Annotated in this window: 19 protein-coding genes; 8 read left to right on the forward strand and 11 right to left on the reverse strand. The window is 63.4% G+C overall.

What is annotated here, in order from left to right; genetic code table 11:
- Positions 1–528: 528 nt before the first annotated feature.
- A complete protein-coding gene (locus NKJ35_RS23580) occupies positions 529–765 on the reverse strand; it encodes a hypothetical protein (protein WP_352649740.1) in 237 nt (78 codons plus the stop codon).
- Between the two features lie 65 nt (positions 766–830).
- Between NKJ35_RS23580 and purM the strand changes: the two genes are divergently transcribed.
- From purM to NKJ35_RS23600, 4 genes are read left to right on the forward strand one after another with little or no spacing between them, the layout of a single operon-like run.
- Positions 831–1,895, forward strand: coding sequence for a phosphoribosylformylglycinamidine cyclo-ligase (gene purM / locus NKJ35_RS23585; RefSeq protein ID WP_352649741.1), 1,065 nt, complete (start codon positions 831–833; stop codon positions 1,893–1,895).
- Positions 1,892–2,599 carry a phosphoribosylglycinamide formyltransferase gene (gene purN, locus NKJ35_RS23590; protein WP_254820266.1) on the forward strand — a complete coding sequence of 236 codons (708 nt, stop codon included), beginning with the start codon at positions 1,892–1,894 and terminating at the stop codon, positions 2,597–2,599. The genes purM and purN overlap by 4 nt, the downstream gene beginning before the upstream one ends.
- Before the next feature lie 49 nt (positions 2,600–2,648).
- The gene (locus tag NKJ35_RS23595; protein ID WP_352649742.1) at positions 2,649–2,978 is read left to right on the forward strand and encodes a hypothetical protein; all 330 of its coding nucleotides are present in this window, start codon (positions 2,649–2,651) and stop codon (positions 2,976–2,978) included.
- A 9-nt stretch (positions 2,979–2,987) separates the two neighbouring features.
- The gene (locus tag NKJ35_RS23600) at positions 2,988–3,503 is read left to right on the forward strand and encodes a SixA phosphatase family protein (protein WP_352649743.1); all 516 of its coding nucleotides are present in this window, start codon (positions 2,988–2,990) and stop codon (positions 3,501–3,503) included.
- 109 nt (positions 3,504–3,612) lie between these two features.
- Here the strand turns inward: NKJ35_RS23600 and NKJ35_RS23605 are convergent, their stop codons facing one another.
- From NKJ35_RS23605 to NKJ35_RS23635, 7 genes are all read right to left on the reverse strand, one after another.
- A complete protein-coding gene (locus NKJ35_RS23605) occupies positions 3,613–3,846 on the reverse strand; it encodes a DUF680 domain-containing protein (RefSeq protein WP_254820269.1) in 234 nt (77 codons plus the stop codon).
- 288 nt (positions 3,847–4,134) lie between these two features.
- Complete coding sequence (locus tag NKJ35_RS23610; RefSeq protein WP_502904670.1) at positions 4,135–6,357, reverse strand: cation:proton antiporter domain-containing protein; 2,223 nt, start codon at positions 6,355–6,357, stop codon at positions 4,135–4,137.
- 171 nt (positions 6,358–6,528) lie between these two features.
- Entirely contained in the window at positions 6,529–7,227 is a 699-nt protein-coding gene (locus NKJ35_RS23615; RefSeq protein ID WP_352479270.1) for a DUF2270 domain-containing protein, read from the reverse strand.
- A gap of 56 nt (positions 7,228–7,283) precedes the next feature.
- Complete coding sequence (locus NKJ35_RS23620; RefSeq protein ID WP_352649745.1) at positions 7,284–9,392, reverse strand: molybdopterin-containing oxidoreductase family protein; 2,109 nt, start codon at positions 9,390–9,392, stop codon at positions 7,284–7,286.
- A 42-nt stretch (positions 9,393–9,434) separates the two neighbouring features.
- The gene (locus tag NKJ35_RS23625) at positions 9,435–9,632 is read right to left on the reverse strand and encodes a hypothetical protein (RefSeq protein ID WP_254820273.1); all 198 of its coding nucleotides are present in this window, start codon (positions 9,630–9,632) and stop codon (positions 9,435–9,437) included.
- Between the two features lie 4 nt (positions 9,633–9,636).
- Positions 9,637–11,514, reverse strand: coding sequence for an ABC-F family ATP-binding cassette domain-containing protein (locus NKJ35_RS23630; RefSeq protein WP_352649746.1), 1,878 nt, complete (start codon positions 11,512–11,514; stop codon positions 9,637–9,639).
- Positions 11,515–11,968: 454 nt separating this feature from the next.
- The gene (locus NKJ35_RS23635) at positions 11,969–12,148 is read right to left on the reverse strand and encodes a hypothetical protein (protein WP_254820275.1); all 180 of its coding nucleotides are present in this window, start codon (positions 12,146–12,148) and stop codon (positions 11,969–11,971) included.
- A 132-nt stretch (positions 12,149–12,280) separates the two neighbouring features.
- On the opposite strand from NKJ35_RS23635, the gene NKJ35_RS23640 reads away from it, so the two are divergent.
- The 3 genes from NKJ35_RS23640 (at position 12,281) to NKJ35_RS23650 (ending at position 15,094) form a co-directional block, all read left to right on the forward strand.
- Positions 12,281–12,454 carry a hypothetical protein gene (locus NKJ35_RS23640; protein WP_254820276.1) on the forward strand — a complete coding sequence of 58 codons (174 nt, stop codon included), beginning with the start codon at positions 12,281–12,283 and terminating at the stop codon, positions 12,452–12,454.
- A gap of 91 nt (positions 12,455–12,545) precedes the next feature.
- On the forward strand, positions 12,546–14,627 hold the full coding sequence (locus tag NKJ35_RS23645; protein ID WP_352649747.1) for an ATP-dependent helicase: 2,082 nt from the start codon (positions 12,546–12,548) through the stop codon (positions 14,625–14,627).
- Positions 14,628–14,791: 164 nt separating this feature from the next.
- Positions 14,792–15,094: a DUF982 domain-containing protein gene (locus NKJ35_RS23650; RefSeq protein ID WP_023677662.1), complete on the forward strand. Its 303-nt coding sequence runs from the start codon at positions 14,792–14,794 to the stop codon at positions 15,092–15,094.
- 12 nt (positions 15,095–15,106) lie between these two features.
- On the opposite strand, the gene NKJ35_RS23655 is transcribed toward NKJ35_RS23650, so the two are convergent.
- The 3 genes from NKJ35_RS23655 to NKJ35_RS23665 form a co-directional block, all read right to left on the reverse strand.
- Positions 15,107–15,895 (reverse strand): GGDEF domain-containing protein, encoded by a 789-nt coding sequence (locus NKJ35_RS23655; RefSeq protein ID WP_352649748.1) that lies wholly within the window; start codon positions 15,893–15,895, stop codon positions 15,107–15,109.
- 130 nt (positions 15,896–16,025) lie between these two features.
- On the reverse strand, positions 16,026–16,325 hold the full coding sequence (locus NKJ35_RS23660) for a hypothetical protein (RefSeq protein WP_352452962.1): 300 nt from the start codon (positions 16,323–16,325) through the stop codon (positions 16,026–16,028).
- 14 nt (positions 16,326–16,339) lie between these two features.
- Positions 16,340–16,849 carry a DinB family protein gene (locus tag NKJ35_RS23665; protein ID WP_352649749.1) on the reverse strand — a complete coding sequence of 170 codons (510 nt, stop codon included), beginning with the start codon at positions 16,847–16,849 and terminating at the stop codon, positions 16,340–16,342.
- Positions 16,850–16,926: 77 nt separating this feature from the next.
- On the opposite strand from NKJ35_RS23665, the gene NKJ35_RS23670 reads away from it, so the two are divergent.
- Complete coding sequence (locus tag NKJ35_RS23670) at positions 16,927–17,637, forward strand: glutathione S-transferase family protein (RefSeq protein ID WP_352649750.1); 711 nt, start codon at positions 16,927–16,929, stop codon at positions 17,635–17,637.
- The last annotated feature ends 261 nt before the right edge of the window (positions 17,638–17,898 follow it).

Raw genomic sequence — 17,898 nt, forward strand, 5'->3', positions numbered from 1 at the left:
TTCTACTGGGGGCCGAGGAGAAAGGCCCACCTCGTGAACCTGTCGTCGGCTTCGCCCAAGGCCCGGAAGTGTGGCGGGTTGGAACCCAAGCCATATTCAATATGCCTTGTTCACCGGGAGGACGCGGCACGATGAGCGGTTTATAGGACAGCAGCAAAACCCTCCCAAGGGACGTCGCCTCTGGACGGAACAGCGGTACTTTTCCTGGAGGAGACGTAGAGCCCGGTATTCCGCTGCCGTCCTTGCAAGACGCTGCTGCCCATGCGAAGAACCACTGAAAGCAATAGCTTATTTTCCTGCTGCCGAACGATGATGGCGCTGAGAATCACAATCGCTTGGCGAGTAACGCTTTGCTACCTGGCCGGACTGACAGAAAGTCTGCTGGCTTTCGCATCTTTCGGAACCCCGCACCGCAACATAGCGACGCAAGATCTCCTGTGGGCCTTCGCTCTTGAGCTGGCCGTGGGCGTGGTCGTCTCTTGGCCCCTCTGGCTGACCGCCGCTGTCATCGCGTTCGTTTTCTCAAGGTCAGTCGCTGCAAATCCAGGTCTGTGGACTGCCGCGGCGGCTTTGATCTCCGCCGGCTTCTCGTATGGAATCCTGCCCTTCGACGGTGAAATCAGGTCTCTTGCCACCGTCGGCGGCCTCGCCGCAATTCTGGCGGGGATTTCTTTTTACTGTTGGAGTATATCGCGCCCAGTTCCGCCGGTATCCAACTGAAAACACCATCATCGCGCGCTTGCCTTGCGGGGCAAGACCGTTCATGCGAAGAGCCCGCAAGCGAATGAAACCAGCGACAGGCAAGCGCAACAGATGAGCAGGCGCCGGAAATGAGCAAGCGCAAGAACGGGCTCACCTATGCCGAAGCGGGCGTCGACATCGACGCCGGCAATCTCATGGTCGAGAAGATCAAGCCGCTGGTGCGCGCCACCCGCCGGCCGGGCGCCGATGGCGAGATCGGCGGCTTCGGCGGCCTGTTCGATCTCAAGGCAGCCGGCTTTACCGATCCGGTGCTGGTCGCCGCCAATGACGGCGTCGGCACCAAGCTGAAGATTGCCATCGATGCCGGCAAGCATGACACGATCGGTATCGACCTCGTCGCCATGTGCGTCAACGACATCGTCGTGCAGGGCGCCGAACCGCTGTTCTTCCTCGACTATTTTGCCACCGGCAAGCTCGATCCCGACCAGGGCGCTTCGATCGTCGGCGGCATTGCCGCCGGCTGCCGGCAGGCCGGCTGCGCGCTGATCGGCGGCGAGACGGCGGAAATGCCCGGCATGTATCACGACAAGGATTACGACCTCGCCGGCTTTGCCGTCGGTGCCGCGGAACGCGGCCAGTTGCTGCCGACAGACGACATCGTCGAGGGCGACGTGCTGCTCGGCCTTGCCTCATCGGGCCTGCATTCGAACGGCTTTTCGCTGGTCCGCCGCATCGTCGCCGTAAGCGGCCTTGGCTGGGGCGATCCGGCGCCGTTCAGTGACGAGGCGACGCTGGCCGAGGCGCTGCTCGAGCCGACGCGCATCTACGTCAAGTCGATCCTCAAGGCGATCCGCAACACGCATGGCATCAAGGCGCTGGCCCATATCACCGGTGGCGGCTTTCCCGAAAACATCCCGCGCGTTCTGCCCAAGGATTTTTCGGCCGAGCTCGATCTCGGCGCCATCGAGGTGCCGCCGGTGTTTTCGTGGCTGGCCAAGACCGGTGGCGTCGCGCCGGAAGAGATGATGCGCACCTTCAATTGCGGCATCGGCATGATCCTGGTCGTCGCCTCGGGCCAGGCGGCGCAGGTCGCCGCCGTTCTGCAGGAGGCCGGCGAGACGGTGACGCCGATCGGCCAGATCGTGCCGCGCCGCGATGCCGGCGTCATCTATCGGGGCTCGATCGGCCTATGACCAGAAAACGCACCGTAGTGCTTATTTCGGGGCGCGGCTCCAACATGACGGCGCTGATCGCGGCGGCAAGCAACCCGGCCTATCCGGCCGAAATCGTCGGCGTCATCTCCGATCGCGCCAATGCCGCCGGCCTCGGTATCGCCGCGGCGCGCGGCATCGCCACCAGGGTGATTTCGCGCTCGGACCATGCCAGCAAGGAAGCGCATGACGGGGCGATCGACGCGGCCCTTGTCTCTTTTGGCGCCGAGATCGTCGCGCTGGCCGGCTATATGCGCATTCTCGGCGCGCGTTTCGTCGAGAAGTGGCAGGGCCGCATGGTCAACATCCACCCTGCCCTGCTGCCTGCCTTCAAGGGGCTGGATACGCATGCGCGGGCGCTCCGCGCAGGCATGCGCATCCATGGCTGCACAGTGCATTTCGTCACGCTCGACATGGATGATGGGCCGATCATCGCCCAGGCCGCGGTGCCGGTGATGGTCGGCGACAATGAGGATACGCTGGCCGCGCGCGTGCTCAAGGCCGAGCACCAACTCTATCCGCTGGCGCTGGGGCTGGTCGCCGAAGGCAAGGCGCGGATGGAAGGCGGCCGCACGGTGTTTTCGCGCTTCGCCGACGATGCCGACAACGCCACGTCGGTGGTGATCGCGCCCGACCCGCTGCGCGAAGAGACCGATCTCGAGCACCTGGCGCGGATCACCCCGTAAGGGTCCGTAGAAAAAGCCAATAAATCGTCGGGTCGGCAGAAATAGACCAATGGACGTTTTCGACAGCGCGATCCGGACAAAGCGTGATCTGGCCGGCGTATTCGAGTACGACGAGGCGGACCATCCGAAAAGTGCCACGGCATATTTTCTCTGTCGGATCGAGGACGGGCGAGTAGGTCCTGTCGTCGGTGCAATTCACGTTCGATCGGGCGATTGGGCCATTACTGAAGCAGACATTTCGGTCAGATGGGATAAAGATGAACGGTGCGTAGGCCTGTTTATCTTTGGTGCGCTTTGGGCGAGTTTTGATACCGTCACGGGTGCAAGACATGGCGGCGGATATGGGAAAGACTTTCAGCCGGACATCCCTTGGACTTGAATTGAATCCATGAAGCAACTGCTGCTGCTGCGTCACGCCAAGTCGAGTTGGGACGATCCCGACCTCATCGACTTCGACCGGCCGCTGTCCGCGCGCGGGCTGAAGGCAGCGCCGCTGGTGGGACGCGAACTGGCCCGGCGCGGCTGGCTGCCGGAGCTGGCGCTGGTATCGCCGGCGCTGCGCACCCGCGACACGTGGCGGCTGCTCTCGGCGGAATTGCCGGCGAAGGTGCAGGCCAAATTTGCCCAGGCGCTCTACGAGGCAGCAGCGGCGGATATCCTCGCCAAGGTGCGACAGGTAAAGGCGGGAACCGGAACGCTGCTGGTGCTTGGCCACAATCCCGGGTTGGAGGAGTTCGCGCGCGGTCTTGCCGGAGCTGGATCGGATGAAGCGGCGCTGAAAAAACTGGCGGATAAATTCCCGACCGCGGCCCTGGCCCGGTTTGACGTCGATGGCGATTGGGCCGGTCTCACCTTCGGCGGCGCCCGGCTGACGCACTGCATCTGGCCGAAGGATCTTCGCTAGGGATTGCCTGGCAGGCCGGGGGATCGCCGACCTTCGGCCAAACCCGCTTCGCACCAAACAAGAGCGGCGGGCCAAGCCCGCCGCTCTTTGTGCTCCGGGGCCGTGATAATCAGCGGCCCCAGATGCCTTGGCCGGATTCAGGCGCCACCGACTCGGAAGTCGTCTTGGCACCGGTATGCTCGGAAGTAACCGGCTTGCGGATGGAGCCGGTAAACGTGTTGTCGACGTTGGCAGCAGGAGCGGCCGGCTGGTTGACGTTGTCCGAGCCATAGTGATCGCTGCCGGCAAAAGCAGTGCCTGTGGCAACAAGGATGGCGGCGGCGGTAAGAGCGATCTTGGTCATTTCGGGTACTCCGGTAGTCGTTGTTCTGTCCGTCAAGTGGCGTGCCTGGGGAGGAATTCGCGTCGCTCGGACCACCCCGAGATGGGTCGGCAAGTCTGTCGTTTCCAATCACGAAAATTTTGTACGGGTGCGCCAAATTGGCCGCTTGAAATTCGACATGCGGCTCCTTCCGCCACACTGTTCTTCTTTATTTTCAAGTGGTTACGGTTCGAGTTCTTCTACGTTTGGCTGATCAGCGCTTCAGCCTCAGTCGAGATGTCTGCCGACGGTCAGTGCGCGCCATGAAAATCACGCCGCCAGCTCAGCGCCGGTGGCATCATGCTTGGGCCGCGCGCTGGCCAGAAGCACGACGGGGCAATTGCAGGCGGCCAAAACAGCGCCGGCGGTTTCGCCGAAGAACAGGTCCCCACCCGGACGTTGGGTGACGCCCATCACGACGATGGCCGCGCCTTTGGCCGCCTCCCGGGTGATCGCCTTGTCGGGTGTGACGCGGGTATGGAACGCTGTGTCGATATGCAGGCCGTAGCGGCCCGCCAAATCGGCAATGTCTTTCAGCACGGCCTCTTCGCGGCTATGCGACACCGATGTCGACCTGCGGCCCTTGGCCGCCTTTTGCGAAACGTAGAGAACTTTGATCCGTGCCCGGTTTGGCCGGGCCAGCGCCAACGCCAAGTCGGCGGCGCGACGCGCCACCTGGGTACCGTTGACGGGGACGAGAATGCTGGTTCCGGCCTTCAGCGTCGGCATCTTTTCGGCAGCATTGCCGCCGTTCAGGACCAGGCAAAGCGGGCCGTCAAATCCTGCGGCAATGTCGTTGAGGGCCGGCGCGAAGGCGCCATCGGCGGTCAGCACATTGTCAAGGCCGACCAGCAACAGGCCGTATCCCTTGCGGGCCTCTTCGGCGATCGTCTCACCCGTGGCCTCCAATTCGGTGCGGGCAGTCAGGTGGACTTTGTCGACAAGCGTATCTTCGATCCGTTTGACCGCCTGAGCGCTTTTTTTTGCGCCCTTCTTGATTTCCTGCAGGGCGCGCTCCTGTCCCTTGCTGTCGGTCGGCCTGTCAACTCGGCCGTCTTTCGGCTGAAGCAAGGTGGTGGGCAGGCGAAGCAAGGTGGTGGGCATGCCGCTGCCTCCACCGACCAGTCCGGCGAGATAGGCAGTGAACTTGCCGATCCTGCTGTCATCGACCAACACCAGCAGCCGCTCCAGCCTGGAAATGAAGCCGTATTCGTCCAACGCCTCGCGCTCGACGCGCTGCTGCTCGTCATGCCCAACCGGCAGCCGGCCGAGCGCCCAGCGCAGCATCGGCGGCATGGCCAAGGTGGTGATCACGGCCATGGTGACGATCATGGTGAAGAGATTGTGCGACAGGATGTTCATCGACAGGCCGATGCTGGCGACGATCACCTCGGTCGAGCCGCGCGCGTTCATTGCACTGCCGACGGCGATTGCTTCCTTGAACGACATGGCGGCGAGCTTGGCGCCGATGAATGCGCCGCCAAACTTGCCGATGCTGGCGATGACCACAAGTGCGCCCGTCAGCATGGCAAGCGTCGGATCGGCGAGCACTGTGAGATCGGCGGAAAGCCCCGCCATGCCGAAGAAGATTGGCATGAACAGCGCGGTGATGACGCCGCGCAGCTGGCCTTCGATATGGCTGGAGAGGATAGGCGATTCCCCGACAAGGATGCCGGCGACGAACGCCCCCAGCACCGTATGGACGCCTATCATGTTGGTGATCAGCGCCATGACGCCCATGATGATAAGGATCGTGGTGATCACCGCAAACTCACTGCGGAATTGATCGTTGGTCCAACGGATCAAGGTGAAGACAAGACGGCGGCCAATGGTGAAGGAGAACACCATGAAAAGTGCCACGGCGGCGATGGTGGTCACCAGCGGTACGAGCTGCAGCCTGCCATTGGTGGCGATGCCGAAGGTTACGGCGATGACCAGCCAGCCGATCGTGTCCTCGATGATCGCCGAGGAAATAATCACCTGTCCGAGGTTGCGACGCATGAAGTTCATCTCGCGCACCACCATGGCGACGATCTTGACTGACGAGATCGACAGCGCGGTGCCCAGGAACAGCCCGGCAACGGTGCGTTGCGTCGGGTTGGGCAGCAATGCGTCCGGCAGGAACTGCGCCAGCGCGAAACCGCAGATGAAGGGCACCACGACGCCGGTAGCCGAAATGGAAAAACAGGCCGCGCCAACCCGGCGTACCAGCCGCAGGTCCGTCTCCATGCCGGTCAGCAAAAGCAGCATCAGGATGCCGAGCTGCGAGACGGCGTCGATCATGCCCTTTTGCGCGGGATCGGTGGGAAAGATCAGGTGCTGGGCCGACGGCCATAGCCAGCCGAACAGCGAAGGACCGAGCAGGATGCCGCCGATGAGTTGGCCCATGATTGCCGGCTGGCCATAGCGCTGCAACACTTCGCCCAGGCCGCGCCCGACAAGCAGCAGAAGCACGATCTCGGCGACGAAAGCGCCTTCGCCCGAGCCACCCATGCCGGAGGCCTTGGTCCCGGCAACAAGCGTCTCCGCTGCCCCGGCCGCGCCTGCGGGGACGAAAGCGCAAACCAGCAGCGCCAGGCTGGAACGTGTCGGAGCCTGCCAAGCCATGAAACCCCCATCGCCCAAATGCACGTGTCCAACAACGCGCGACAGGGCGTTGCGTTGCTAGACGTGAACGTCACCGAAGGAGAGTTCGCCGTCGTCGCTCTCTGTCAGAAAGGCTGTCACCAGCAGGCCTGCATAGAGGACGGCGACCAGCACGACGATGGCGCCACCAGGAACTGGACCCAGCGCAGCACTGGCGACGGCCTCACGCATCGACCCGACGAAGCCGATGGGGACGCCTTCGGTCAGAAGACTGGGGGTCGACAGTTTGAGGATCCAGGCCAGCAGCAGAATCAGCAGCATGTAGATGTAATTGCGACGCAGGCGGCGCGCCAAAGCCACGCGTTGCGAAATCAGGAATTTCGGCGCGCGCAGGCTCTCGCCGACGATCAACAGCCAATCGGACGCGAAGTCCGGCTGCGGCGAGAATATCTGCGCGAAATAGTGCCGTTCGAACTGGCGCACGCGAGCCCGATAGAAGTCGAAAAAGCGATATCGGCGGGCCTCTATCCACAGCAGCAGCAGGACAAGCAGCATGGCAAACAGCAGCACGCCATGGTGAGCGCTGGCCGTCGAAAGCGAAACGGAGAGCATCGCCGCGACAACGGTTATCGCCCAGTTGCTCGTCCGGTCCAGGCGGTCGCGCCACCCAGCCATGCGCGCAATCTCGGCGCGATGAAAGTGGGACATCGTGGTTACGAGTTCGCCGGACGACAATGTCCTTCCGATGGGATCCGGCGCCCGCAACACTTCTGCCATGACAATGCCTCCACCCGCCACGCGAAAACGGCCGGATGGAGATATCGTTCCGACGCTCAATCCGCGGGGCGCAGCCAGACCTTGTTGTCGTGGAAGGCGGCGCCGCCATAGGGCGCCGGCGCATCGGCGCCGGTCAGCACGTTGATGCCCTCGCCGCGCTCATGGGCGCTGTTCGGCCAGATACCTTCGGCAACGACCACGCCGCGCTTGATCCCGTCGAACAGTTTTGCGTGCAGCACCACTTCGCCACGCTGGTTGCCGACTTCGACACGTCCGCCGTCGGCGAGGCCGAGTGCCGCCGCATCATCGGGATGCAGGAGCAACTCCGGCCGGCGCTCTTTTGCCTGCGACACCGGCGTTTCGGCAAAGGTCGAATTGAGGAAATTGCGCGCCGGCGAGGTCGTCAGCCGGAACGGATGCGCCTCGTCGGCGACCTCGATCAGGTCGACATGATCGGGAAATTCCGGCAACTGCTCCACAGGCCCGAACAGGCCCATACTTTTCGGCGGCCGGTTGGGCGCCGCCTGCCCCGTCCAGTCGGCGCGAAAATGGAATTTCTTGTCGGCATGGCCGAAGCCGTCCAGGAAATGCGCGGCCGCGAAATCCGGCTGCAGGTCGATCCATTTTTCGTCCTTGAGGCTCGAAAAGCTGCCCAGCCCGCGCTTGCCCAGAATGATATCGATATGCTGCTGCTCGGTCATGCCGAAGCCCGGGCGATCGGCGACACCGAGCCTTTTGCCGAGCTCCTCGATGACGAAATGGTTGGTGTGCGGACCTTCCGGCGGGTCGATCAGCTTCGGCCCGAGCGTGATGTGCTGGTTGCCGCCACCCTTGTAGACGTCGTCATGCTCGAGAAACATCGTCGCCGGCAGCACCACATCGGCGAGCTTTGCCGTGTCGGTCATGAACTGCTCGTGCACGCAGGAAAACAGATCGTCGCGCAGGAAGCCCTGCTTCACCAGCCGCTGCTCGGGCGCGACATTCACCGGATTGGTGTTCTGGATCAGCAGCGCCGTCACCGGCGGACCGCCATAGAGCGCATCCTTGGCGCCGGTCAGCACCGGGCCGATGCGCGAATGGTCGAGATGGCGGATCGAGGGATCGCGCATCTTGGTGCCTTCCAGCAGCTCCTGGTTGAGCTTGAAGATACCGGAATTGGAATGGAAGGCGCCGCCTCCCTCATACTGCCAGCAGCCGGTGACCGCGGCGATCGAGGCCGCGGCATGCATGTTGACCGAACCGTTGCGCTGCCGCGAAAAACCGTAGCCGAGGCGGAAATAGGTCTTCTTCGTCGTGCCGACGAGACGGGCGAAGGCTTCGATCTCGACGACCGAAAGCCCGGTGATGTCAGCGGCCCATTGTGGCGTCCTTGTCTGAAGATGCGCTTCCAGACCGTGCGGATCGTCGGTGTATTTTTCCAGATAGGCGCGGTCGGCCATGCCGTCACGAAACAGCACGTGCATCACCGCGCAGGCCAGCGCGCCGTCGGTGCCGGGCTTCAGCACCAGGCCGAGATCGGCCTGCTTCATCGTTGCGTTTTCGTAGACGTCGATGACGACGATCTTGGCTGCGCGTTCCTTGCGCGCCTTGATGGCGTGGGTCATGACGTTGACCTGCGTGACCACGGCGTTGGTGCCCCAGATCACCACGCAGTCGGATTTGCCCATCTCGCGCGGGTCGGGGCCGCGCAGCGCGCCGGCGCCCATCATCCAGCCGGTCCAGGCCAGATTGGTGCAGATCGAACCGAAGAAGCCGGAATATTTTTTCGCATGGCGCAGCCGTTCGATGCCGTCGCGCTGCACCAGCCCCATCGTGCCGGCATAGTAGTACGGCCAGACCGTCTCCGAGCCGTACTTCGCCTCGGCGGCAATGAACTTCTCAGCGACAAGGTCGAGCGCTGCCTCCCAGCTCGCGTCCTTCCAGGCGCCGTCGCCCTTGGCGCCGGCCCGCACCAGCGGCTTCAGCAGGCGGTCGGGATGATGGACGCGATCGGCGTAACGGGCGACCTTGGCGCAGATGACGCCGGCCGTATAGCTGTTGGCCTTAGCGCCATGGACGCGGCCGATGCGCCTGGCGTCGAGCAGCTCGACCTCGAGCGCGCAGGTCGACGGGCAATCATGCGGACAGGCCGAGTGGCCGATTTTGAGCTTGGCGTGCTGATTCATGGGCGCAAACTAGCCGGTTGTGATAGTGGCGTGTAGGGCCAGTTACACGCCATCAATGCGCTTGAGCAAGGCGTTGTAGGCGCCGCATTTCGGACAATGTATGTGGCGCTCGACATGCGATGATCCGGCTCCGGCGTCGATGACCAGCAGATTGCCGTCTCCACACTCAGGGCATTTTACGACAGCTTCGGAATTGACGGCCAAAACCTTGGCAGCTTCGATCCATAGTTTTGCCGACATTCTCCTACTCCGCAGTGCCTTCCTCGTACTCCGCCGACATCGACAGCCATTTTTCCTCATGGCCGGCCAGCTGTTGCGCGAGTTGTGAGCGCTCCTTGGCCAGCCTTGTCGCGGTCGAGGGATCCTTTTCGTAGACGGCCGGGTTGGCGAGTTCATCCTCGATCAGGTCGATGCGCTTGCGGAGGCGGTCCATCAGCGCTTCGGTGGCGCGGATTTCCTTGGCCAGCGGCTCGAAGGCGGCGCGGCGCGCGGCTGCATCGCGGCGGCGGTCGGCCTTCGACGCTTTGTCCGCCTCGCGCTTGCCGCGGCGGTCGCCGGAGACGCCGGTGACCAGCGTCTTGTAATCCTCGAGATCGCCGTCATATGGATTGACCGCGCCGTCCTTGACCAGCCACAGCCGGTCGGCGGTCGCTTCGAGCAGATGGCGGTCATGCGAGATCAGTATGACGGCGCCGGGAAAATCGTTCAGCGCATGGATCAGTGATTCACGGCTGTCGATGTCGAGATGGTTGGTGGGCTCGTCGAGGATGAAAAGGTTCGGCCCCTCGAAGGCCGACAGGCCCATCAGGAGCCGCGCCTTTTCGCCGCCGGACATATCCTTGGCGGCGGTGTTCATCTTTTCGGTGGTCAGGCCGAACTGGGCGACACGGCCGCGCACCGTGGATTCCGGCGCATCCGGCATCAACCGGCGGACATGCTCATAGGCGTTTTCGTCGGGCCTGAGATCGTCGAGCTGGTGCTGGGCGAAGATTGCCACCTTAAGCCCGGGCGCCACCGTCATGCTGCCGGTCTCCGGCTTCAGCCGGCCGGCCAAAAGCTTGGCGAATGTCGACTTGCCGTTGCCGTTCGCGCCGAGCAGCGCGATGCGATCGTCGGCATCGATGCGCAGCGTCATCTTCTTCAGGATCGGCTCGCCCTCGGTGTAACCGACGTTGACGTTGTGGAGCGCAATGATCGGCGAAGCCACCGTCTTCACCGGCTCCGGAAAGGAGAACGGCCGCACCGTGTCGTTCACGATCGCGGCGATTGGCTTCATCTTCTCCAGCGCCTTGATGCGCGACTGCGCCTGCCTCGCCTTCGACGCCTTGGCGCGGAAGCGCTCGACGAAGGATTCCATGTGCTTGCGCGCGGCTTCCTGCTTGACGCGGCCCTTCTCCTGCAATTCGCGCTGCTCGGTGTATTGGCGCTCGAACTGGTCGTAGCCGCCGCGCCAGAAGGTCAGCTTCTTCTGGTCGAGATGGACGATCGAATTGACGGCGCGGTTGAGCAGGTCGCGATCGTGCGAAATCAGCAGCACAGTATGCGGGTATTTCGACACATAGTTTTCCAGCCAGAGCGTGCCTTCGAGGTCGAGATAATTGGTCGGCTCGTCGAGCAGCAGCAGATCGGGCTCGGCAAACAGCACCGCGGCCAGCGCGACGCGCATGCGCCAGCCGCCGGAGAAGGACGAGGCCGGGCGCCGCTGCGCGGCATCGTCGAAGCCGAGGCCGGCGAGAATGGTGGCCGCGCGTGACTCGGCCGAGTGCGCATCGATATCGGCCAGCCGCATGTGGATGTCGGCGATGCGGTGCGGGTCGGTCGCCGTCTTTTCCTCTTCGAGCAGGGCACTCCGTTCGAGGTCGGCCTTGAGCACGATCTCGATCAGCGGCTCCTCGGTGCCCGGCGCTTCCTGCGCGACCTGGCCGATGCGCGTGTTTTTGGGCAGGCTGACCGAGCCGGTCTCGGAGGCGACGTCGCCGGTGATCGCCTTGAACAGGGTCGTCTTGCCGGTGCCGTTGCGGCCGACAAGGCCAGCCTTGCTGCCGGCCGGCAAGGTCAGTGAGGCATGGTCGAGAAGCAGGCGTCCGGCCATGCGGAGCGAAAGGTCGTTGATGATCAGCATGGCCGGGCTTTTGCACGGGACAACCATGCTTCGCAAGGCCTTGAGCCCTGGTTCGCCGCATAAGGCGCGAAAACCGGCAAGCAGGTGACGTCGACCCCGCGCGCCGCAACGTCCCGCAAAACGCAAAAAAGAACCCGCTATCCTGAGGGGGGACAAGGAGAGCGGGCCCTTTCGTGAACGGCGGCCTTGGGAGCGTCCGATCGACATCCAAACACGCAGCAGCCCGCTTTGTTCCATGGGAAGAACGAACTATGTGATGAACAAACGCTGCTGTGGCCGGCAGGTTTGTCCACAGGGGCGTGCCATCTGTACGCTATCGCCCATGACGCTGCGGAAAGACTCAGCTATCCTTGGATGTGCGGCGGGCCTGATCTCCGCCTGGCCGGCGCCATCAGCTTCCTCCCAAGCGGCGCCGGCCACCTTCCTTGACCGGAGCCGACTCCATTTGAGGCGGTCATTGTTTCGGCGGCGTGCCGGGCTGATCGCCGCCGGTCGTCGATTTCGGCACCGGATTCTTGTCGACCTGCGGGTTCTGCTCGACGGTATCGCCAGGGGCCTTGGTCGGCTGGATGTTGTTGTCGCAACCCGCAACAGTCAGAGCTGCCATAAGCAGCAGGATTGAGCGCTTTTTCATCGCAATCTCCTCTTGCCCGACAACGAGGCGTCGGCGATTTGGTTGCGCGGCCGGTGTCGTTCCCGCATTCGCCGAGGAGCCGGGGAACAAAATGCCGCGTCTCCAGTTGCTGCACAATCAATGGAGGAAGGCATGATCCGTCTGCTCATCGCCGGGGCAATCGTCTATGTTGCCTATCGCGTCGCCAGGAAAGTGATCGACGAGGTGCCCGACGATTTCGATCCGCTGCTGTTGCCGCCGCCACAGGACGATCGCGAGGCGCTGCGGCGGCAATCGGCAAGCATGGGCGTCGAGCCCGAGCGTTAGTCGACAGGCCTGTCCACAAGGCTTCGTTCACGGGCCCTGTTCCGGCTCCGCAAACCGTTGCGAACAAAGCAGAAACGATGCTTGATGGGCGATGAACCTCGCCGCCCGTGATTCGTCCTTCCAGCCGGCCTATCTGGAGAAGCTCAACGCCGAGCAGCGGCTTGCCGTCGAACATGGCGACGGCAAGATTGCCGGGCCGTTGCTGGTGATTGCCGGCGCCGGCTCCGGCAAGACCAACACGCTGGCGCACCGGGTCGCGCATCTGATCGTCAGGGGTGCCGACCCCCGCCGCATCCTCTTGATGACATTTTCGCGCCGTGCCGCAGCGGAAATGGCCAAGCGGGTCGAGCGCATCGCCGGCGAGGTGCTGGGGCGCGATGCCTCGGTGATTACCGATGCGCTGAGCTGGGCCGGCACGTTCCACGGCATCGGCGCCAGGCTGCTGCGCGATTACGCGCTGGAGATCGGTCTGGATCCGGCCTTCACCATCCACGACCGCGAGGATTCCGCCGACCTGATGAACCTCGCCCGCCACGAGTTGGGTTTTTCGAAGACCGAAGCCCGCTTCCCGACCAAGGGCACCTGCCTTGCGATCTATTCGCGCGCCGTCAACGCACAGGCGCCGCTCGCCGAGGTGCTGGGTTCGGTGTTCCCGTGGTGCGCCGGTTGGGCCGAACAGCTGAAGCAATTATTCGCCAGATATGTCGAGGCCAAACAAGCGCAGAATGTGCTCGATTACGACGACCTGCTGCTCTACTGGGCGCTGATGGCCGGCGAGCCGGAAATCGCCGCGCATCTGGGTGCGCGTTTCGATCATGTGCTGGTCGATGAATACCAGGACACCAACCGGCTGCAGGCATCGATCCTGACGGCGCTCAAGCCCGACGGATCGGGGCTGACGGTGGTCGGCGACGACGCGCAGTCGATCTATTCGTTCCGCGCCGCGGAAGTGCGCAATATCCTGGATTTTCCCAAGCAGTTCGCACAGCCGGCGGAAGTCGTCATGCTGGAGCGCAACTACCGCTCGACCGAGACGATCCTGGCGGCCGCGAATGCGGTAATCGGCGAAGCGTCGGAACGTTTCACCAAAAATCTCTGGACCGAGCGCAAATCGGCGGAAAAGCCGAAGCTGGTGAGCGTGCGCGACGAGACCGAGCAGGCGAGCTATGTCTGCCAGGCGATACTCACCGAGCGCGAGGCCGGCACCGTTCTCAAAGCCCAGGCGGTGCTGTTTCGAGCCTCGCACCATAGCGGCCCGCTGGAGATCGAGCTGACGCGCCGCAACATCCCCTTCGTCAAGTTCGGCGGGCTGAAATTTCTCGATGCAGCTCACGTCAAGGACTTGCTGGCCGTGCTGCGCTTTGCCGAAAACCCGCGCGACCGCGTCGCCGGCTTTCGCGTGCTGCAGCTTCTGCCGGGCATCGGCCCTTCGGCCGCCAATGCGATCGTCGAGACCATGGCGACGTCGCTCGACGAGACAATGGGGCTTGCCCGCTATCGGCCGCCGCAGCGTGCCGCCGACGACTGGCCGGGCTTTGTCACGCTCTATTGCGGCCTGCGCGCGGGCGCGCAAAAATGGCCGGCCGACCTCGAGCAGGTCAGGCTCTGGTACGAACCGCATCTGGAACGCATCCACGAGGACGCAACGACGCGCCGGGCCGATCTCCTGCAGCTCGAGCAGATCGCTTCCGGCTATGCGTCGCGCGAGCGTTTCCTTACCGAGCTGACACTCGATCCGCCTGACGCGACCAGCGACGAGGCTGGCCCGCCGCACCGCGACGAGGATTATCTGATCCTGTCGACGATCCATTCGGCCAAGGGCCAGGAGTGGAAAAATGTCTTCGTGCTCAATACCGTCGACGGCTGCATCCCGATCGATCTCGGCGTCGGCAGCAAGGAGGACGTCGACGAGGAGCGGCGGCTGCTCTACGTGGCGATGACGCGGGCCAAGGACAGCCTGCACCTGGTCATGCCGCATCGCTTTTTCGTCCACGGCCAGGCGGCGCGCGGCGACCGCCATGTCTATGCCTCGCGCACGCGCTTCATCCCGCGCTCGATCCTAGGCGCCTTCGAACAGGTGGCTTGGGCCAGCGTCCAGGCCCCGGACGATCCGCGCCGCCAGCCGCAGGTGCGCGTCGACCTCGGCGCCCGCATGCGTGGCATGTGGAAATAGGCATCCGCCTCACCGCTGGCGCTGCTCTCCCGGCGACCGCTCCCGGAGCCAGCGAAAAAACAATCCCGGCAACATGGAACCTCGCGCCGTGACCCGCGTTTCTGCCCGACCCCCAGACCGGAGAACGGCGTCCGCCGTGACCTCCGCCCATTCGAGAGGCCAGAATGCACGACAGGACGTTTTCCACTCCGGTTGCCCTAACCGTTGGCGCCGGCTACAAGCGTACGATCGCTTCGTTCTCCGAGATGCACGAATTCCTGACCGAGTTCCCACCTTCGCGCCGGCGGTTGAGCTATGGCGCCGCGGTAAAGGCCTGCGAGGCGGCACGTGCCGGCGATATCTCGGCCGAAGCGGCACGCGACGCCCTGATCACCTTCGCCGTGACGGCAGGCATCCTCTGGCCGGCCGCCCAGCCGGCGGTCTCGGTCAAGCCGGTCGCCCGGGGCCTCGGCGGCTACGCCGCCTGACCGAAACGACCATCAATGGACCGTCATCGGGCCGCTGCCCGGCGGGTCGCCCGCTGCTGCGGGTTCGAAACTGACCTGATCGCGGCCGTTCGATTTGGCCTTGTAAAGGTGCTTGTCCGCCACCACGAACATCTCGGCGTAGGTGGTCGGCCCGCTGAAGGCGACGCCGCCGATGCTGACCGAGAGAGGACAGGGCCGGCCGTCAGGCGAGAACTCCGCCTCACGGACGCGTCGGCGAATTGTCTCCGCCACCAGCCAGGACTGCGAAGGATCTGCGCCGGGAAGGAAAACCGCAAATTCCTCGCCGCCGATCCGGCCGACGATATCGGCGCCGCGTAGCTGGCCCTGGATTGTCTTGGCGATCAGCTTGAGCGCCTGGTCTCCGCAGTCGTGGCCGAGGCGGTCGTTGACGGATTTGAAATGATCGGCATCGACGATCAGCAAGGCGCCGGCATTAACGACAGAATGGCTGCGGGCCTGTTCGAGATAGGCCTCGACGAGCATGGAAAACGCACCCCGGTTGAACACCGCCGTCAGGCTGTCGGTCGCCGCGACGACGGCCAGTGCCTTCTGCGCGATCGCCAGCTGGCGCATTTTCCACATCAGGAAAAAGAAGAACGAGCTGGCCAAAATAAGCGGCAGCAGCAGGTCGGTCAGCTGCGCCCGCCACAGCGCTTCCGGCGACAAATATGGGAAATTGAAGGAATCGACGAGGAATGCGGCTGCAATGCAGACCGCCGTGCCCGCGACGGTAACCGCCACGACCCTGCCCCAGCTCGTCGGGGACAAATCGATCTGCATGCTTTTGCTCCTGCTTCAGCCGGCTACCTTGAAGCAACAGCACAAACGAAGTCCTAAGACTTTGCTTTCAATTCGATCGCAGTCGAAGCGAACCAGCCGTCGAGATGGCGGCCAGATAAGAAGATCGGTCCTAAATCAGCTGCCTTCTGATGCTCATCCGCGTCACCGCGGTCACAAGAATGGCGCCAATCATGAAATAGATGGTCGCGACGATGTCGCCCTGGTGGAAATAATAGCCGGAGTTGAGAAGCGCCAAGACCACGGCGAAGAACGCCACAAGGCGCAAGGGTTCATTGGGCATGCGTGCCAATTCTCGCTGTTGCTGCTGAATGCTGCTGAAGCGGCCGCCCTCACGACCGTCCGCTCCATAAAATGTTTTGGCGCGTTTTGCAATCTCGGCAGATCGTCCTCTATCCACCGTCCGCTTCACCAGCCGCCCCAGGTTCAGGCGAAAGCCCTGCCCTCGCTGCGCTGGAACATCGTCAGGTCCAGTCCGAGGCTTGGCTTGCCCAGAATTGTCAGGATCGCATGCGCCTGGCCGCGGTGGTGGGTCTGGTGGTTGAAGAAGTGGTCGAGGGCCGGCGCCAGCCGCTGTGAGACGGTGCGCATATCCGAGACGGTCATGTAGGAGAAGCGGCCCGACAGCGCCTTGTCGCTCAGGCCGTCGACCCAGTCGATGATCCGTTTGTCCTCGGCCTCGCGCGCCAGCCGCAAGCCTGGCAAGGCGCGGTGCAAGATCGTGTCGAGCCTTGCCGGCGCGTCGCCCTCGCCGGTGAAGCGTTTCATCCAGATACGGTCGGCTGCCAGGAGGTGGTTGAGCGTTCCCATCATCGAACCGAAGAAGACGCCGACATTGCGGTCGAACTCTTCCTCGTCGAGATCGGCGGCGGCATCGTAGATGCGGCCGTTGGCCCATTGATTGTAGGCCGCAAACATCCTGAAATGCTGTTTCATTCTTCTCTCGACCCGCGAGACCCTGTTTTGCGCGGGTCTGTTTCCGCCATAGTTAGACTGCAAGGACGCTGCCGCCAATGACCATTCTGCTCTACGACCTTGTCGGACGCGACGCCGCCCGCCCATTCAGCCCACATTGCTGGAAGGCGGCGATGGCGCTGGCCCACAAAGGGCTCGACATCGCCAGCGTGCCGACCCGTTTCCTCGAAGTGCCGAAGGTGGAAGGCGGTGTCTCGAAGCTCGTTCCGGTGATCCGCGACGGCGAGATGGTGGTCGCCGATTCCTTCGCCATCGCGCTCTATCTCGAGGAGACCTATCCCGAGCGGCCGACATTGTTTTCCGGCGACGGCGGTAAGGCGACGGCGCGCTTCATCGAACGCTGGTCGCAGCTGACCATCCATCCCTACGTCACCACCGCGGCGCTACTGGACCTGCATGCCATGCAGGACGAGGCGAATGCCGCCTATTTCCGGCAGAACCGCGAACAGCGCTTCGGCAAGCGCTTGGAGGCGGTTTACGCCACCCGCGACGCCGGGCTCGCCGGCTTCCGCGCCTCGCTGGAGCCGCTCCGCTCGATGCTCGGCTATCAGCCCTTCATTGGCGGCCCGTCGCCGCTATTTGCCGATTACATCGTTTTCGGCGCGCTGCAATGGGCGCGTATCGCCACGCCCTACCGGCTGCTCGACGACAGCGATGTCGTGGCTCAATGGTTCGAACGATGCCTCGATCTGCATGGCGGCCTCGGCCGCACGGTCGCGCCGGCAGCGATCGCACCTCTCGCAAGTTGAGCTCGGCAGCTTCATCGGCAACGCCACATTTTGTTCTTGCTTTGTGCCGGCAGCTATGCTACTAATTTCGGTATGGTGCTGATTCGTACCGACGACCCGCCCGGCTTGCCGAGGCGGGTTTTGTTTGCCGATCAAGGTTCAACGGCGTAGATGACGGCAACGTCGCCCGGCCTCGGCTAAAGTATCCGTTTTGATCAAGGGGTTTGAGGGGCCCATTTTCGCTGCGCCTTGAGGAGAGCGTTTGCGAGGATGATGAGCTTT

Origin of the sequence: Mesorhizobium sp. M0136, from assembly GCF_040322515.1 — a bacterium.
GTDB lineage: Bacteria > Pseudomonadota > Alphaproteobacteria > Rhizobiales > Rhizobiaceae > Mesorhizobium.

Coding starts and splice junctions, on each gene's coding strand:
- NKJ35_RS23670 (WP_352649750.1), top strand. CDS start 16,927: ATGACCATTCTGCTCTACGACCTTGTCGGACGCGACGCCGCCCGCCCA.
- NKJ35_RS23630 (WP_352649746.1), bottom strand. CDS start 11,514: ATGCTGATCATCAACGACCTTTCGCTCCGCATGGCCGGACGCCTGCTT.
- purM (WP_352649741.1), top strand. CDS start 831: ATGAGCAAGCGCAAGAACGGGCTCACCTATGCCGAAGCGGGCGTCGAC.
- NKJ35_RS23605 (WP_254820269.1), bottom strand. CDS start 3,846: ATGACCAAGATCGCTCTTACCGCCGCCGCCATCCTTGTTGCCACAGGC.
- NKJ35_RS23635 (WP_254820275.1), bottom strand. CDS start 12,148: ATGAAAAAGCGCTCAATCCTGCTGCTTATGGCAGCTCTGACTGTTGCG.
- NKJ35_RS23620 (WP_352649745.1), bottom strand. CDS start 9,392: ATGAATCAGCACGCCAAGCTCAAAATCGGCCACTCGGCCTGTCCGCAT.
- NKJ35_RS23655 (WP_352649748.1), bottom strand. CDS start 15,895: ATGCAGATCGATTTGTCCCCGACGAGCTGGGGCAGGGTCGTGGCGGTT.
- NKJ35_RS23625 (WP_254820273.1), bottom strand. CDS start 9,632: ATGTCGGCAAAACTATGGATCGAAGCTGCCAAGGTTTTGGCCGTCAAT.
- NKJ35_RS23595 (WP_352649742.1), top strand. CDS start 2,649: ATGGACGTTTTCGACAGCGCGATCCGGACAAAGCGTGATCTGGCCGGC.
- NKJ35_RS23580 (WP_352649740.1), bottom strand. CDS start 765: ATGAACGGTCTTGCCCCGCAAGGCAAGCGCGCGATGATGGTGTTTTCA.
- NKJ35_RS23610 (WP_502904670.1), bottom strand. CDS start 6,357: ATGGGTGGCTCGGGCGAAGGCGCTTTCGTCGCCGAGATCGTGCTTCTG.
- NKJ35_RS23645 (WP_352649747.1), top strand. CDS start 12,546: ATGAACCTCGCCGCCCGTGATTCGTCCTTCCAGCCGGCCTATCTGGAG.
- NKJ35_RS23665 (WP_352649749.1), bottom strand. CDS start 16,849: ATGAAACAGCATTTCAGGATGTTTGCGGCCTACAATCAATGGGCCAAC.
- purN (WP_254820266.1), top strand. CDS start 1,892: ATGACCAGAAAACGCACCGTAGTGCTTATTTCGGGGCGCGGCTCCAAC.
- NKJ35_RS23600 (WP_352649743.1), top strand. CDS start 2,988: ATGAAGCAACTGCTGCTGCTGCGTCACGCCAAGTCGAGTTGGGACGAT.
- NKJ35_RS23615 (WP_352479270.1), bottom strand. CDS start 7,227: ATGGCAGAAGTGTTGCGGGCGCCGGATCCCATCGGAAGGACATTGTCG.
- NKJ35_RS23650 (WP_023677662.1), top strand. CDS start 14,792: ATGCACGACAGGACGTTTTCCACTCCGGTTGCCCTAACCGTTGGCGCC.
- NKJ35_RS23640 (WP_254820276.1), top strand. CDS start 12,281: ATGATCCGTCTGCTCATCGCCGGGGCAATCGTCTATGTTGCCTATCGC.